The sequence below is a fragment of the Nonomuraea sp. NPDC048882 genome, assembly GCF_040649755.1.
Classification (GTDB): domain Bacteria; phylum Actinomycetota; class Actinomycetes; order Streptosporangiales; family Streptosporangiaceae; genus Nonomuraea; species Nonomuraea maheshkhaliensis.
In genome coordinates this window covers 98251-112576 of the sequence record NZ_JBEZGB010000028.1, presented here as the reverse complement: position 1 = coordinate 112576, position 14326 = coordinate 98251, and the positions used below count along the sequence as shown (strand labels likewise).

Annotated in this window: 7 protein-coding genes and 3 pseudogenes; 6 read left to right on the top strand and 4 right to left on the bottom strand. The window is 65.2% G+C overall.

Annotation, left to right across the window (positions count from 1 at the left end; genetic code table 11):
- Window positions 1-1087 precede the first annotated feature (1087 nt).
- The 3 genes from AB0C27_RS51965 to AB0C27_RS51955 are packed head-to-tail and all read left to right on the top strand — an operon-like array spanning window position 1088 to window position 5464.
- Window positions 1088-4645 carry a WD40 repeat domain-containing serine/threonine-protein kinase gene (locus AB0C27_RS51965; RefSeq protein ID WP_357862008.1) on the top strand — a complete coding sequence of 1186 codons (3558 nt, stop codon included), beginning with the start codon at window positions 1088-1090 and terminating at the stop codon, window positions 4643-4645.
- Window positions 4639-4827 (top strand): hypothetical protein, encoded by a 189-nt coding sequence (locus tag AB0C27_RS51960; protein WP_357862006.1) that lies wholly within the window; start codon window positions 4639-4641, stop codon window positions 4825-4827. The genes AB0C27_RS51965 and AB0C27_RS51960 overlap by 7 nt, the downstream gene beginning before the upstream one ends.
- A gap of 19 nt (window positions 4828-4846) precedes the next feature.
- Window positions 4847-5464 carry a tyrosine-type recombinase/integrase gene (locus AB0C27_RS51955; protein ID WP_357862004.1) on the top strand — a complete coding sequence of 206 codons (618 nt, stop codon included), beginning with the start codon at window positions 4847-4849 and terminating at the stop codon, window positions 5462-5464.
- Between the two features lie 732 nt (window positions 5465-6196).
- Here the strand turns inward: AB0C27_RS51955 and AB0C27_RS51950 are convergent.
- Window positions 6197-6514, bottom strand: coding sequence for a hypothetical protein (locus tag AB0C27_RS51950; RefSeq protein WP_357862002.1), 318 nt, complete (start codon window positions 6512-6514; stop codon window positions 6197-6199).
- A gap of 744 nt (window positions 6515-7258) precedes the next feature.
- Between AB0C27_RS51950 and AB0C27_RS51945 the strand changes: the two genes are divergently transcribed.
- Window positions 7259-10240: a BTAD domain-containing putative transcriptional regulator gene (locus AB0C27_RS51945; RefSeq protein ID WP_357862000.1), complete on the top strand. Its 2982-nt coding sequence runs from the start codon at window positions 7259-7261 to the stop codon at window positions 10238-10240.
- Between the two features lie 255 nt (window positions 10241-10495).
- Window positions 10496-10627: pseudogene (locus tag AB0C27_RS51940) on the top strand (IS5/IS1182 family transposase); the annotation flags it as partial.
- A gap of 69 nt (window positions 10628-10696) precedes the next feature.
- Here the strand turns inward: AB0C27_RS51940 and AB0C27_RS51935 are convergent.
- The 3 genes and pseudogenes from AB0C27_RS51935 to AB0C27_RS51925 form a co-directional block, all read right to left on the bottom strand.
- Window positions 10697-11785 (bottom strand): annotated as a pseudogene (locus AB0C27_RS51935) (IS256 family transposase); the annotation flags it as partial.
- Window positions 11786-12576: 791 nt separating this feature from the next.
- Window positions 12577-12873: pseudogene (locus tag AB0C27_RS51930) on the bottom strand (transposase); the annotation flags it as partial.
- Window positions 12830-13519 carry a hypothetical protein gene (locus tag AB0C27_RS51925; RefSeq protein ID WP_357861998.1) on the bottom strand — a complete coding sequence of 230 codons (690 nt, stop codon included), beginning with the start codon at window positions 13517-13519 and terminating at the stop codon, window positions 12830-12832. The gene AB0C27_RS51925 and the pseudogene AB0C27_RS51930, both read right to left, overlap by 44 nt.
- Before the next feature lie 342 nt (window positions 13520-13861).
- Between AB0C27_RS51925 and AB0C27_RS51920 the strand changes: the two genes are divergently transcribed.
- The gene (locus AB0C27_RS51920; RefSeq protein WP_346114098.1) at window positions 13862-14314 is read left to right on the top strand and encodes a VOC family protein; all 453 of its coding nucleotides are present in this window, start codon (window positions 13862-13864) and stop codon (window positions 14312-14314) included.
- The last annotated feature ends 12 nt before the right edge of the window (window positions 14315-14326 follow it).

Here is a 14326-nt window from a genome sequence, read left to right as displayed (position 1 = left end):
GGCGCGACAGCCGGGCCAGCGCGCTGACCACCGCCTGTATTCGACCCTCAGCCGAACCGTTCAGCTGGCCACACCTTGATCACGAAAGATCGAGGCTAGACCTTCGCGAGAGGACCCCGGGGACATCTCGGGGTTCTTCGTCGTTGTCGCGGAACGGCTCCGCGAACGGTCTCGGATTGTCGGCGCGACCTGCGGAAACGCGCCAAGATCCATTCCGTGTATATGCCGGGAAGGGTGGCATCCGACGGCTTCCAGCAGCCTGCGACTGCCTACGGAACTCCGGCCGTCCAACGGCGAAGCCCCAGGTCAGGGGCATGATCTGAGGTGGAGGATGGTAGGGCGCCCGGGGCTCGAACCCGGAACCTACGGATTAAAAGTCGAAAGACATTCTGCCGAGCCATGCCGCACTATGGCTCAAAGTGCCGCGCTGTTCGCGAATTCCGCTATCAAAATGCCTAAGAATGCCGCCCGGCGCCATGTCATATCCGGTGCCGACGAGCACCCATCGAGCAACCACGGACCGGATGGCATCGCTTGACCATTCTCACTTTACATTCAATTGGCCAGCTGGGAGGATAACGTGCCGCTTGACCTGTGTGGGCAGAGTTTTCGGCAAGCGCAGTCGCAAACTCCTTGATCATGTGCCCGTCCACCACGAAGCCACGCGTTCGCCCTGCTGGCCGACACGGTCGCTACCGTGAGCACCGCCCGCATCAAGCCCGCCAGCACCTACCGTGCGGCAGTATGGCCAAGCCGGCCGCTAGTGATGACCAGGATGCTTTTCATGTACGCCGCAGGTCCATCTTCGGCTCAGGGTGCTCAATTCGGATCGGGCGCGAACGACGTCGGCAACGAAGGGGCGCACCCAGACGAGCTAACCGTCCGTCGGGTCAGCTGGCAGTAGTTCCGCCTTCCTGAGCGGAATCGCGGCACTTCGGAAGTGCTGAGGGACGTCACCAGCGAATATTCGGGCCCGAGATCGGAGCCGCGACCCATACGGGAACCTTCGGGGCGCTATGCCAACAACAAAAGGACGATATCGGGCATCTAACTTGTCGATCATGTCCCTGAATGGAGGGTGCGGCTTGTGGCAGCGCCATTGGCATCGAGCGACCCGCGCCAGCTCGGCGCGTACTGGCTGGCCGGACGCCTCGGCGCGGGTGGGCAGGGCGTGGTGTACGAGGGGTACGACGACGTGGGTGAACGGGTCGCGGTCAAGGCGCTGCACGCCAACTACTTGACCGACGCCTATCGCAACCAGTTGCGACGTGAGGTCGCAGCACTCAGCAGAGTCGCGCCCTTCTGCACCGCACGGATCATCTCCGCTGACCTCGTCCACAATCCGCCCTACCTGGTCAGCGAGTACGTCGCTGGACCCGACCTGCAGAGCTGGGTCGACGAGAAGGGACCTTACAGGGCTGAGGAGCTCGTCCGACTGGCCATCGGGGTCGTCACGGCGCTGTCGTCGATCCATCAGGCCGGGGTCATGCACCGTGACCTCAAGCCGGCCAATGTCCTCATCGGACCCGACGGGCCACGCGTCATCGACTTCGGGATCGCCCGCACCGAAGAAATGTCTCGCAGCGCCACGGACCAACTCAAAGGCACTCCCCGTTGGATGGCTCCCGAACTGTTCCGGGGAGACCGAGCCACACCGGCCGTTGACATCTGGGCCTGGGGCACGATCGTGCTGTTCGCCGCCACCGGTGAAGTCCCCTTCAACGGAGACAACCTCTCCGCTCTCGCCTACCAGATCCTCAACCATCGGCCTGACCTGGACAGGCTGCCTCCGCAGCTCCAGCCACTGGTCGCCCGAGCCCTCTCCCAGGACGCAACCGACCGCCCGACCGCCCCCGCCCTGCTCGCCGGACTTCTCGGCCTGCCGGGCGGTGACGGCCACGCTGCGCTCGCCGCGGGACAGCGGGCCGCCGACCACGACAGGGCCGGGGCGGACGATGACCCCACGCTGGGGGAGACCGCGGAGAAGGTGTTCGCGGAGTGCACTGCCGAGGAGCAGACACTGGTTCCCCGCCTGCTGCTTCGGATGATCGCCGCGTTCCCTGACGCGCAGCACACACTCCGCAAGGTCCCGTACGTGGAGTTTCACGACGGCGAGTTCGACGATCGAACCCTCCAGAAGCTGTTGGAGGTCTTGTGCGCTGGCGGCTTGGTCGCCCGTAAGGGGGCGGTGTTCACGCTGGCGACACCTGCGCTCATCCGTGCGTGGCCGAGGCTGCGGGCCTGGGTGAACGGCGATCACGGGGCGCTGAACGCCCACCATGATCTGGCGGAGGCGACACGGAACTGGATCGAGCACGGACGCAAGAACGGCGACCTGCTGCAGGGCAGCAAGCTCGACCGGGCTGTCGGTTGGATAGCCGGAGGCCTGCGGCATCTCCGGCTCAATGTGATGGAACGCGCTTACCTGGACGCCTCAGCCAAGGCGGCCGAACGCCGACGGCGTAATCGGACCCTGCTGAGCGCGGTACTCGCCGCCCTGCTGGTGGTGGCGACCGGTACAGCCGTGCTGGCGATCTACCAGGGATCAGAGCTGTCCGACAAGAACAAGACGGTCTCCCGGCAGCTTGAGGCGTCCGTCGGCAGCCGTGTCGCCGGGGTCGCGACCGCGCTGCGCCGTACCGACCCGACATCGGCCAAACAACTGGCGATAGCGTCGGGAGCCCTTTCACCCGACGGATTCGATAGCCGTAGCGCCCTCGTGACCACCTACAACCAGTGGGAGAGCCACTACTACAGGCCGCCCCTGGCCGCGAACTCGATCTGGAAAGTCGCCCGCACCGGGCACCTCGTCGCGTATTTCAGGCGCGAAGCGAACATGATCAAGCTTGTGGATCTGGATGCCCGCAAAGTGGTCTCGGAGTTCGCGATTCCCGGAGCCCCGATCTTCGACGTCACGTTCAGCGGGGACGCACGCCTGCTCGGGGTCATCCACGCAGACGGGACGACCGGCATCTGGGACACCACGACCATCCGGCAGATTCCGAAGTCGCTCGATGTGGGAAACCCCGAAGGAGCCGAGACGTTCCTCAGCGCGAAGGGCAACTTTCTCGTCTCCGCGTCCAACAAAAACAAGGTCATCAGGGCGTGGGATCTCAGGACGGGACAGCGCGTCCTGCGGATCCCGGTCGCCTCGTGGTTCAACGTGGAGACCTCGCCGGACGAGCGAGTTCTCGCCTGGAACGGCGAGACCAGCTTCGAGACCTGGGATCTGAAAACCGGGAAGCGATTGCACTCTCAGCCGATCGGCAAAGACGTCCACGTCAGCTCCCTGAGCTACAGCCCCGATGGCAAGATCCTCGCCATCCGGCAGAACAAGCACATCGTGCTCCGCCTCCTCAATGAGAACGACGAGATCGAATACACGATCCCCAAAGCGGAACCCGACATCAACGAGGAGATCTTCTTCAGTCCCGACAGCCGCCTCGTCGGCATCGACGGCGTGATCTGGTCGCTGGGCAGCGGCCCCGGTCCGGTCTGGTGGTACTCCGACCCGAGGTGCCACGACCAGGTCATCGGGCCCGACGGCCGCACCCTTCGCTGCTTCGCAAAAGACGGCACCGCCAAGTTCATCTCGCTGCGCGCCGTCACGGACACGGTGGCCTTCTCGTTCGGCAGGAACTCCGCCGCGCTCAGCGAGGACGGGTCGACACTCGCACTCGGTGCTCACCGCAAGCTGGAGATCTGGGATCCGGCCAAGCGCGTAAAACGCACAGAACTGCCGATCACCTCAGCAGACGGGACCAGCGACGGCTTCTACACGCTATCTCGGGACGGCAAGCTGCTCGCCAGCCGCCGCAAGGACCTCTCCATCGAGATCTGGGACGTCGCTCGGGGCGCCAAGCGCACTACACTCAAGGTCGACAAAACGGGAGCGGCAACCTTCCGCCAAAGCGGCCAGGTGCAGTTCTCCCCAGATGGCCGCACCGTGGCAGTCGCCTTTTCCGGCGGTACGAAGACGGGCACCATCCTGCAACTGTGGGACGTGACGACAGGCGCCAAACGGTTCCAGGCCGACGGGCGGCAGGCCGCCTCGCTGGAGCTCGGCTTCGGCTTGCCCCGCCCGCTGTTCTCACGGGACGGCAAGACCATCATCGCCGGTCAGGACCTGGGCGTCATCGAAACCGCCACCGCGCGAATATTGCTGCCCGCCAACGGCGCCCCGAACACCGGCGAGGCGATCAGCAAGGACTTCATCGCCGACTGGGGCGACACTGAGATCACCATCCTGGACGCCTCGACCCTCCAGCCGAAGTTCACCGTCCGCCCGGGCACCCAACTGGGCTATAACCCCCTCATGGCTTTCTCCCCCGACGGCCGGGTCCTCGCCAGCTCAGACAAGACGGGGCAGATCCAGCTATGGGACATGGCCAACCGTCGCCCCTTCGGCCTCCCTCTCACCGGATTCTTCATGCCCAAAGACACCCCCGAGCCTCATCCGGTCACTGCCCTCGCCTTCTCCGCCGACGGATCCACGATCTTCAGCACCGATGACCAAGGCCGGCTCCGCACCCACCTCATAGGCCCCGACCAGATCAGGAAGGCGCTCTGCCGGGATGTCGGCTCACTGTCCCCCGACGAGTGGAAGACCTACATCCCCGAACTCCCCTATCGCCGTACGTGCTGATCCCCAACGTCAGGGTTCCCGAATTCGGGCTGGCTGAGCCGGCCAGCCGCGACATCGCGCGGATCTTCGCCGTCTTGGCCAACCGGCGCAACCGTATGAGGGAGCCGACCGCGTCCTCCACCCTGCACCGGATCCGGGCGACGCTGCGCGCGGCATCGAACGCCGCCGTTCGTGAGGGCTGATCGTGCCAACCCGGCGCGGATGATCCGGCTGCCGGCACCGCGCCAGCCGTATCCACAGGTGTGGACCGAGCGCCGGGTCGTCGCATGGCGGCGGAGCGGTCAGCGACCCACGGTGGCGGTGTGGACCGCCGAGCAGTTGGCCGAGTTCTCCTCGCCTTCGCCCGCGGCGATCCGCCACGAGCGGGCCCGACGACAGCTGCTGGGCGACACCTGGAACGAATCCGGGCCGGTCTCCGCCCGTGTAGACGGGTCCCCGATGCGGCCGGACTACCTCACCGTCCGGTTCCGCCAGCTGGTACGAGCCAGCGACATGCCACCGATGCGGCTGCATGACCTGCGGCACGGTACGGCAACTCTCGCCCTGGCCTCGGGCTCGGATCTGCGGGTGGTGCAGGGCACGCTGAGGCACGGCAGCATCGTCGATACCGCTGCCGCCCTTGGCCATGTGTCCGGCTCTCCCGGACTCGGACTACTACGGCGGCTCCGCCCCGTCCCGACCCGTTCGGCCGACGATGAGCCCAGCCCGCCTTCCGCACCGGATGCACGTCAGCCGGGCAGAGCCGAGACGGTTCCCGTGTTCGCTGTTATTCGCTCGACGGAGGAGGAATCCAGCCCTACCTCTGCGGCATCGCCATGAATACGCCGCAGACCTTCCTCATGACCTCCCAGAACGACATCCACGTGGCGATCTGGAAGTTCCCCGCCCATCCGGACGAGGGCGCACCGCACCCGGCCCCTATCCACCAGATTTGAGCCGGTGAGCCTTTAAGGGACGTGCTCGGGCTGGTTCCTCGCGTACTTCTTTCCGTCACGCTCGCCGGACCCACGCCATCTGGCAGTGCTGGCCCGTCCGGCTTTGTCGCGGCTGCTCCCGCCCTCTCCCGGGTCAGGCTGCCGCCGGCTTCACCGTCCTGCTACGACAGGAACGGCGGCGAAGGTCTCTCACCTCCACTCAAATCATCAGCGCCTCACGGCGCACCTGGATTCAGGCCGAGCTTCGATCAGTCGGCAGGAGCAGGTCGCTGGAAGGGCCCGCGCACTTGCGCGGGCCCTTCCAGCGCCAGAGCATCGTGGACGTAACCTGCTCCTGCCTTCTCACATCCTGAACCCACGGCACGAGCAGGATCGGCATCAGCGGATACGGACGGTCCAGCGCCCGCTCGCCGATCACCTGTGCTGGCGAAACGCCATCAGCGGACACCTCAGCGTGGCATCAGTACCAACCACGTCAGAGGCGACGGCATCAACGGTGATGCCGTAGCGTATGCGTGGCCGCCGTGGATCAAGGTCTTGCGGTCCGATTCGGCCGAGATCGCCTGCCTGTCATGCCGCCTGGCGGGACATTACGCGCCCGTGTGACGCTTGCGGTTCAGCACGTCCTGACTTCGTCGAATTGGGCAAACGGGGATCTCGATGCGTGGTACTCCCTCTCGCCGACGGTCAACGTGTGACAACCGCTGTCCGGCGCCCCGCTCCAGATGACGTTGATGTTGTACGATGTCGTGCAGTGGCTGATCACGTAGAGGTGGTTGTGATTCCACTGATCGATTTCGATGCACGACGGCAAGGCGAGACGGGCGCTTTCGCTGCTCTGTTCAGTAGCCGCCGCTGGCGAAGCGGCGAGGGATAGCGTTCCCACAGAAAGCAGTACTGCGGCGGCCAGAGAAATCTTGCGTTTGATGTCCATTGCGACCTCCTGTAAATCTCGATTGAAACGATTCGGCTAGGAGAGGCCGGCCGGTGAAATCGACACTGCTCCGTCGAGCGCCGACCTGTATGAGTGGACCAGTCCTCTCTTGATTGCTCTGCGCATGAGTTGTCGACGACGCTGCGCAGTGGGTCGCCGGGGCTCGGCACGGTCGTTCACTGCCCCAGGGATCCGCCCGCCCCGGTGCGCGCCCGCGCCCCACACGCCGTTACCGCAGTTGGCGGCCTGTTTTCGGGGGTGTGGGAGGGCGGCCGTTGACACCTTCCGGGTTGCGACTCTGTTGCGCTTAGGTGGCCGGCTCAGCCAGTGATCGGCGACACAGCCCCATGGGTAACGTCAAATAGCCTTCTGTCCTTCGGAAAAACGTGACGCTCCTCTCAAACTCCGACAGGCCCCTGGGCCGTGCGGCCTGACTAACGTGAACGACAAGCTCGGTCCAGAGAGCGAGGCTCCTCCTGATTGATAATGGTCGGCGGCGTCCTCCATCCGTCCTCGGTTCGTCCTCGATTCCTCGCACGGAGCCAATAAGCGCGCCGTAGCCTTCGATGTAGATGCCGATCGGCGGTATCTGGCCGAGCATGGGAGTACTCGGAGGGCTAGGTGGAGATACGCATTCTGGGACCGCTAGAGGTATGGGCTGACGGGCGTCTGCTGCCGGTACGCGGTCCCAAGCAACGGCGGGTGCTGGCGGCTCTGGCCTTGGCGCGCGGCAGAGTGGTCCCCGTGAACCACCTGGTCGACACGGTGTGGGACTGTGATCCACCAACCACGGCCCGTCGACAGGTGCAGAACGCAGTCTCGATGCTGAGGCAGACGTCCCTCGGAGCGGTGATATCGGCGCAGGCCCCTGGATATCTCCTTCGGCTGGATCCCGCCACGCTCGATGTCGTCCGGTTCGATGAGTGCGTGGCACGCGCGATCCACGCGCGAGAAGCCGGGAATCGGCCAGAAGCCCTCGAACAACTCCAGGTAGGGCTGGCGCTATGGCGAGGACCTGCTCTGGCAGGGGTCGACGGCGCGGTGGTCGGGGCCGCAGCGGCCCAACTCGCCGAGACCCGCCTGTCGGCGATCGTCGCGAAGACCGAACTGGAACTGGAGTCGGGGTTACATGCCACGGTCGTCGCCGAGATGACCGCCCTGGTTGAAGAACATCCGCTGCATGAGCAGTTGGTGGGACTGCTCATGTTGGCGCTGTACCGATGCGGCCGGCAGACCGACGCCCTTCAGGCCTACCGCGCGACGCGGTCACGGTTGGCAGACGAACTCGGCTTGGATCCCGGCCCTGAGCTGACTCGATTACACGAGCGGATCCTCTGCGCCGATCCCGGGCTGGAGCCCCCGTCCCCGACGGCTTCGGCTCAGCCTCCCAAATCCCTTCGTGTCGCGCGCCAGTTGCCGTATGAGGTCCTGGACTTCACCGGCCGCGATGCTGAGGTCGCTCGGCTGAGCGATGTGGCGGAAACGGCTGTCGCCGGTGTGATGATCGGGGTGATCGACGGCATGGCCGGTGTCGGTAAGACCGCACTGGCCGTCCATGTGGCTCATCGGTTGTCCGATCGCTTCCCCGATGTCCAACTCTTTGTCGACCTGCATGGCCATACCCCGGGTCAGGATCCGATGGATGTGGCAGCAGCCCTCGAGATGTTGCTGCGCGCGCTCGGCGTCCAGGCTAAAGACATCCCGCCCACGCTGTCCGAACGGGCCGCCTGCTGGCGGGCGGAGACCGCTCGCCACAGACTTTTGCTGGTACTAGACAACGCGGCGAACGCAGCTCAGGTTCGGCCACTCATCCCGGGAACACCGGGCTGTCTCGTTCTGGTCACCAGCCGTCGGCGGTTGGCCACGCTGGAGGGCGCACACACGCTGTCTCTGCCGGGCTTGCCAGTATCAGACGCGATCACCATGTTCGCTCGCATCGCGGACATGCATGGAAAGTCGGCCGAGCCCGCCGAGCTGAACGAGGTGGTCGAGTTATGCGGCCGGTTACCGCTGGCCCTGCGCATTGCTGCCGCCCGGCTCCGCCACAACTCCTCATGGTCCCTGACCGATTTGCTAGCCTCGCTGCGCGACGATCGCAATCGGCTCGCCACATTGCAGATCGACGACCTGGACGTGGCGGCGGCGTTCGCGTCGTCCTACCGCCGGCTGGATAACGATCAGCAGCGCCTGTTCTGCTTGGCTGGTCTCCATCCCGGAAACCACTTCGATATGCACGCGGCCGCCGCCCTGCTCGGTCTGCCGCCTGCTCAAGTCAGGCCCCTGGCCGACGCCCTGATTTCCGCCAATTTGCTGACCGCCTGCGCTCCGCAGCGGTACACCCTTCACGACCTTCTCAAGGCCCACGCCCGCCAGACCGCTGAATCGGCTCACAGTCGGGATGACCGTGACGCGGCATTGACCCGTCTGGCCGACTACTACCTTCACACCGCCGCGGCCGCTATGACGGTTGCCTGGCCGCACGAGGCCCACCTGCGTCCCGCGTGCCACGCATCGACTGACGTCGTGTTCGTGACTGCCAGTGAGGCCTTGGACTGGTTGGATACGGAAAGAGCGAACCTGCTCGCCATCGCGGGCCAGCGCGGGTTCCACTACGCTACGCCGCTGTCAGCGATCTTGTGGCGCTACCTGGACAACAACGGCCATTACACCGATGCGCTGGTGCTCCACACGGCCGCGCTTGATGCCGCTCGTCGTGAGGGAGATCACGCCGGACTGGCCGCAGCACATCGCCATCTCGGCGTGATCACCATGCGCTTGGGGAGGTACGACGACGCGCTGGCGCACAATACAGCGGCTCACGACGCTTACGCCATCGTTGGCGACCGGGCCGGTCAAGGTCGAACGCTGAACACCCGGGCAGTCGTGCACCATATGCGGGGCGAGTTGCACACCGCCATGGAGTACTACACCCGTGCGCTGTCCCACTACCAGGCATCCGGCGACCGGTCAGGGGAAGGCGACGTGCACAGCAACCTGTGCTCCCTGAACACGCGTATGGGCCGCTATCAGGCCGCGATCGACCATAGTGAGCAGGCGATCACCCTCTATCGTGAGGTGGGCAACCACTTCGGCCTTGCCGCCCCCCTGCACAACCTTGGCAGAAATCTCCTGAGGCTCGACCGAAACGACGAAGCAGCAAGGGTTTTTGAGGAAGCTGCACGCCTCTCCCACGACAGCGGCGACCGGTCCGCACAGGCGGTGATCTTGGCCAGTCTCGCGGAGATCCACGAGAGAGCCGATCAACTCGACCAGGCTCTCCACTACCTTCGCCAGGCGTTGACCCTGGCGCAGGCCATAGGAAACCTCGATAGGCAGATCTTCGTCCTCAATAAGCTCGGTGTCGTCCACCGCCGCCTAGGCAGGCATCACGATGCCCTCGCCCACCTCCGACAGGCATTAGAGCTTGCTCGCAACATCGGCACGCGGCTCGGGCAGATCGACGCCCTCACCGGACTCGCGGCCCTCGCTGAAGCAGGCCACCGAAATACGGAGGCCCTCGACCACTGCACCGCCGCACTGGTTCTTGCCAATGATCAGGGTGATCCATACAACCGGGCCGAAATCCATGACCATCTCGGCCGCCTGCACCATCGGCACAGCGACCAGGAACAGGCCCGCCACCATTGGCGGCAAGCAGCGGCAATCTTCACCGAGCTAGGCCTCCCGCAGGCCGATCACATCCGCACCCGACTCGCTGATTGCTGATGAGCCCTCCCGCGTCGGGGGTATCACTCTAAGTGGGTGTTTAGGCATGGTTGGTTGGCATATGCCCACCTCTGTAGTCGCAGCCCTTTGGGCTCTTTTCCTATACGTGTAGCTTTGTGTAGTCCTCATCGCCCATGCGAGCGACCATTTGATGATGAAATGGTGCTCAAATTCCGTCTAGTTTAGAAATGTGGGAGGCGCTCCCGACTAGCCGAAGCCCACTATCGATCATATCTTTCGGGTAGAAGCTCCGCCATGAGCGAACGGAAGCCGTACTGCAGCGACATTTCCGACGCCCGCTGGGCCTTAATCGAGCCCACCCTGACCGCCTGGCGGCAGGCCAGACTCGACCGCCGACCCACCGGCCAACCAGCCTCGGTCGAACTTGCGCCTGCCGAAAAGAGGTTGTCACTTCAGGTGTGTAAAGATCGTTTCTGAATGCTTTGTGAGCGGTCTTTACCTGATTCGGCCTGGATAGGCGATGTCGAGTTCGATGAGTGCTTCGCGCCAGCCGATGGTGCGCTGTCCCTCGATCAGGCGGGCGGTGCTGGGCGAGTTTTTGATCTTGCCGGTTTTCTCCTTGGTCACGGCGCGTTCGCGGGCGCGTTTGTCCTCGATGTTGATGATGGCCAGCCACAGCAGCTTGACCACGGCGTCGTCGCCGGGGAAGTGCCCGCGGGCTTTGGTGACCTTGCGCAGCTGGTAGTTCAGGGACTCGATGCTGTTGGTGGTGTAGAGCAGCTTGCGGACCGCCGGGGAGAAGGCGAAGAACGGGATGAAGCGGTCCCAGGCGGCCTCGAACACGCGGGCCGCCTGCGGATACCGCTGGCCCCAGGTGGAGGCGGAGAAGTCGGCCAGGGCGTCGGTGCAGGCGATGAGGATGTCGCGCACGCCCCGGTTGCGCAGGTCGTTCATCACCGCACTCCAAAAGCGGGCCGATTCACCGGCGGTGGCGGCATCGAGCGGGGTCTTGGCCAGCCAGATGCCCAGCACGTGCTTGTCACCGTCGGCGTCGATGCCGACGGCAAGGTAGGCGGGTTTGGCCTGGACGCTGTGGTTGTCGCGGACCTTGACCACGATGGCGTCCAGGAACACCACCGGGTAGACGGCCTCCAGCGGCCGGGCTTGCCAGGTGCGGACCTCTTCCAGCACGGCGTCGGTGATGTTGGAGATGGCCTCGTGACTAAGGTCGGTGTCGTAGATCTGGCGCAGGTGGTGCTGGATGTCACGCACGCTCATGCCGTGCGCGTACAGGCTGATGATCAGGTCGTCCAGGCCGCCGGAGACGCGGCCGGCCCGCTTGGGCACCAGCACCGGCTCGAAGGTGCCGGCCCGGTCCCGGGGCACGGCCAGCCGGACCGGCCCCACCCCGGTCTGCACCGTCTTGCCGATCCTGCCGTTGCGGGAGTTGCCGCTCCCGTGGCCGGCCACCTCGTGCTTGCCATAGCCCAGATGGGACGACAGCTCGGCCTCTAGCGCGCGTTCCAGCACCGCCTTGACCAACTCGCCGAGCATCGAGCCCTCACCGGTCAGCCGCAGCCCGCCCGCCCCGTCGCGTGAGCGTTCCAGCAGCAGGTCCAGCACCTGATCGCCGAGCAGGTCCCGCAACGGCACCTCGCCGTCACGGTGGGGGGATTTCCCCCGCCATGATGAGCAGCCGCCCCCAACAGCGCCGATGCGTCATCGCGCTGGTCTTGTCCCACCGCGGCCAGCGCGGTTCTTCCCCGTGTCGTGGACATGATCGTGTTCTCCCCCGAGATGGTGAATGATCTTTACAGACTTCCGTCTACGTTTGGTGACCATTAACACACCTAGAGTGATACCCCCGGGCATTCAAGGGAATGAGTGGGGCACCTACACCACGCTATGACGTACGACAAGGACGAACATGGGATCGCCTAAGGGAAGAGATCTTCCTATGGCGACGGAGGCCCCGTAGTAGTCGCCGGACTAGCGACCGGCCAAGGAGGACGGGAAAGCCGTCCGCATTCGGGCGAAGGGGGCCAGGTGATCGGACACCACAGAGCTGGGAGGTATGCGTATCGACGCCCAGAACGATGTCCTCGATCTGACGGCCGGAGTCGGGCTCGGGCCTGCTGATGGTAGTCATCTGGCTCCTTGAACGACCTGTGAGGGGATGGCCGTCGTCGGGCCGGCGTGACGGTCAGAACTGTGACGGTGCCTTGTAGCGGCAAGGCCCCTATCGGGACACGTCTGCCGGTCCGACGCCAGCAAGCACCGCCCGGAGCAAGGACCGGCAGATCAACCCCAAGGCAGCACGGCCAGTTGGACCACGGGCCAGGACCTCGTCCGGGCGGTACAAGAAGATCCTCACAGTTGGACCAGATCTGGGTCCAGATCTCGCGTGGGAAGGCGGCGAAGGCGATCAGGTCCTCGCGGGCAGCGTCCAGATGCTCAGCCGCGGCGGGGTGTTTGGCCTCCAGGGTTTGCACGACCCAGGCGTGCTGGGTGCGCACCGAGGCAGCATCCGGCTGGTCGAAGATGGTGCGGACCAGAGTGGCCACGAACGGCTGGGAACTCTTGTTCACGCAGGTCAGAAGGTTGCGCAGGTAGTGGAGTTGTGAAAATTCAACTTGGCGTTTTGTCGACGGAAGCGCCGGTGACGAACGCAAGAACGTCTGCAGCCGTGGTGAAGTGACGGGTGGCTGGTTCGGGCAGATGCCCCTCCAGTTTGAGCAGGGGAAGGACATCATCGACGGCGTTGCGGATGGTGCCCCGGCTGACACCGAACAGATCGGCCAGGGTCTGTTGGTTGCATAGGTGGCGCTGGGCCAGGACGGTGGCCAGGATGCGGTCAATGTCGGTGATCTTCTGGGGGAAGACGCCGCGGCGTGTTCCCGGTCGTCGGTCGCCGCCGCGGCGATGGTGGCGGCGCTGTTCGAGGAGGGCCTGGTAGGGAATGGCGAGCCGCTCGGCCAGGGCGTGGAAGTCGCGGCGAGGCATGCCGGTCAGCTGGGGGTGAGTCAGCGCCTGGAAGATGTGCATCTGGCTGGTAACTGCGCCGTGGTCGAGCCAGTCATGCAGGTCCTGGGCCTGGGAGAAGTAGTGCGTCGTCTGGTCCAGCGTGATCTTCTGTTCGTCCATGAGGGCGCGGGTTTCCCGGATCGCCTCGCCGATGGTGACAGCGTTGGTGCCGAGCAGAGCAGCCAGGACTTTTTGCGGGCAGACCTGACGCAGGTAGATGACGGTGACCAGAACACGGTCGGCATGGGTCAGCAGAGGCCGGCCGTGGTTGCCCGGAGCCTTGAAGTACTTCACGCAGCACGGGCGGTTCCCGCGCGGGCGGGCGGAGTTTCCTGACGAGGTGGTCGACTACGTCGCGAAGCAGACCAAGACGTCGGCCAGATGTGACGTTCGTTGCCTGACTAACCCCCGTCCGGCCGGGCATGACCCCCTTGCGCGAGAACGGCGCACGACATCCGGCCGAGGGGGGACGGCGATGGGGCGGCAGGTCTGGCCGCGGCTGCGCGTGGCCGACTCGCACGAGACCCGTGACACCTTGCAGTGAGGCCCGCTGCCGAGGTCGCCCGCTGGGATCGGGACGCCCTGGAGCCGACCCCGCCCGCTGGGCGCACAAAGCGCACCACAACCTGTGAGGGGATGAGCATGGTCGACCGCGAACAACTGCCCGCGCCCGTCGAGGGGCTCGTAGTCACGCACTTTCTGACTGTCCGGGACGTGGCCCGCTCGCGCGCGTTCTACGCAGACGTCCTGGGCGGCGAGGTCGTCCTTGAAGAGAACCCGGCGATCGTGAAGGTCGCCAACACGTGGATCATCATGAACCCCGGCGGCGGCCCCACCCCGGACAAACCGGACGTTACGCTGCGGGCGCCCGAGCCCGGCGACCCGGTGACCGCCTTCATGAACGTCCGCGTCGCCGACATCGCCGCCTTCCACACGCACGCGACGTCGCTCGGCGCCCGGTTCCTCACCGAGCCGATCGACCGCAAGGCCGAGATCCGCTGCTACATGCGCGACCCGGACGGGCACCTCATCGAGGTCGGCCAAGCCACCGGCATGCTGCACGACGTCTACGCAGACCCGCCCGCCTGATCCCGTCCGGCC

What these genes read in the sequence shown, in the direction of transcription:
- AB0C27_RS51950 (WP_357862002.1), bottom strand. Translation starts at nt 6,514, where the DNA reads ATGGACATCAAACGCAAGATTTCTCTGGCCGCCGCAGTACTGCTTTCT.
- AB0C27_RS51955 (WP_357862004.1), top strand. Translation starts at nt 4,847, where the DNA reads ATGATCCGGCTGCCGGCACCGCGCCAGCCGTATCCACAGGTGTGGACC.
- AB0C27_RS51920 (WP_346114098.1), top strand. Translation starts at nt 13,862, where the DNA reads ATGAGCATGGTCGACCGCGAACAACTGCCCGCGCCCGTCGAGGGGCTC.